Source organism: Gilliamella sp. X-57 (assembly GCF_057063565.1).
Window position 1 is genome coordinate 1 of sequence record NZ_JBXSQI010000053.1, and the last position, 1,868, is coordinate 1,868.

3 protein-coding genes are annotated in these 1,868 nt (G+C 42.8%); all 3 read left to right on the forward strand.

Features of this window, described 5'->3' with window-relative positions:
• Positions 1-37: 37 nt before the first annotated feature.
• Positions 38-601, forward strand: coding sequence for a hypothetical protein (locus ACYIAL_RS12685; protein WP_483751894.1), 564 nt, complete (start codon positions 38-40; stop codon positions 599-601).
• A 68-nt stretch (positions 602-669) separates the two neighbouring features.
• Complete coding sequence (locus ACYIAL_RS12690; RefSeq protein WP_483751895.1) at positions 670-1,446, forward strand: VENN motif pre-toxin domain-containing protein; 777 nt, start codon at positions 670-672, stop codon at positions 1,444-1,446.
• Positions 1,447-1,498: 52 nt separating this feature from the next.
• The gene (locus ACYIAL_RS12695) at positions 1,499-1,756 is read left to right on the forward strand and encodes a transposase (protein ID WP_065586787.1); all 258 of its coding nucleotides are present in this window, start codon (positions 1,499-1,501) and stop codon (positions 1,754-1,756) included.
• The last annotated feature ends 112 nt before the right edge of the window (positions 1,757-1,868 follow it).

Here is a 1,868-nt window from a genome sequence, read left to right on the forward strand (position 1 = left end):
TGGCGGTAGTTTCAATGCTTCTGCAAGCAAGACCAAGATGGACAGCAACTGGCAAAGTGTCACTGACCAATCGGGTATTTTTGCGGGCAAGGGTGGCTTTGACATCAAGGTTGGCAACAACACCGACCTAAAAGGGGCGGTGATAGCCTCAGAAGCGAAAGACACGAGCAAAAACCGCCTAGACACGGGCACAATCAGCTTTAGTGATATAGAAAACAAAGCGGACTACAAAGTCAGTAGCAGCAGTGCAAGCGTTAGCTCTAGCGGTATGCCATCGATGCCAACCAGTCGCAACAAAAGCGAAAGCGACAGTTCGACCACGCATTCAGCGGTATCGGAAGGGACGATAATTATCCGCAATAAGGATGAACAAAAACAAGATATCAACGAGTTAAGTCGAGATACCGAGCATGCCAGTAACGAGCTCAAACATATCTTTAACAAAGAGAAAGAGCAAGATATCATCGAGCAAACACAGTTAGTGAGTGAGATAGGTGGTGAAACGTTAACGATGCTCAACCATATAGACCGTATGCGAGCAGAATCAGAAGCGAAAAAAGCGGTTGAAAAGGAAAAAGAAAAAATAAAAACAAGGGATTAACAGAAGAAGAACAACAAAAAATCTACGAAGACGCTTACAAAGAAGCGATGAACCAAGGCATGTCGGCGATGGGTAGTAGCACCCGTCAAGGCATTGACATGGCGGTAAGCCTTATCAACGGCTTAATCAGTGGCGACATAAAAGGGGCAGCCGCAGGGGCACTCGCACCAAAAATTGCTACAATCATCAAACAACAGACCGAAGGAAACACCCTCGCCAACACCGTTAGCCATGCCATACTGGGCGCGGTGGTTGCTGAGCTGCAAGGCAACTCCGCGCTTGTGGGTGGCTTAGGCGCTGCCGCAAGTGAACGGGGTGCTGAAGTTATTGCGGGTATCCTTTACCCCGATAAAGACATCAAAGACCTAAGCCAAGAAGAAAGGCAAAAAGTCAGCGCCCTATCACAACTAGCGACCGGCCTTGCCATTGCGGCGGCAGATGGTGATATCCAAGATATCAATACTGGCGTTGCTGCGGGGAAAAATGCGGTTGAGAATAACTTCTTAACTACAAAAGATATTGAAGAAGCAGATAAAAAATATGCGGCTTGTAAGGGAGATAAAGAATGCCGAATGCAAGTTGTTAAAGAAACAAATGAATTAAGCAAGAAAAATGATCTTGAATTACAAGAATTCATTAACCAGCTCAATAATGAAATGGCTGTTGAAATGCGTCAAGCCATTCAATATTGTGAAGGAGATATGCAATGTCAGAAAGAAGAATATGATAGAATAAGGCAAGAATTTAGAGATAAATTTAATTCATACAGAGAGTTAGTTTTAGATGGAACCGATTGGCAAAAAATAGAGACACAATACTATCCTTGTAACTATCCCCTAAAATAGTACAGCAAAAAAGTAGAAAATTCTCTATGATAAAAGTAAAGGGGATTTAATTATGAAAAAAATGACTGAACATCAGATTGTATCTATTTTAAAAGAAGCTGAAGCGGGTATTCCTGTCAAGGAGCTCTGTCGTAAATATGGCATGGGTAATTCAACTTTCTATAAATGGCGGGAAAAATACGGTGGTATGGAAACTTCGGATATCAAACGCTTAAAGGAGCTGGAGGCCGAAAACCGCAAGCTTAAGCAGATGTTTGCCGAACTGAGCTTAAAATCCCAGCTTCAGGAAGAAATTATAAAAAAGCTTTAGTGCCCACAAAGGCACGTAAAACGTGGGCACAGCAACTACAACAAAATCATTCTGTTACTATTGCTATGAGTTGTGCCATTGTTGGCTTAAGCCGTTGTGCTTACTATTATCA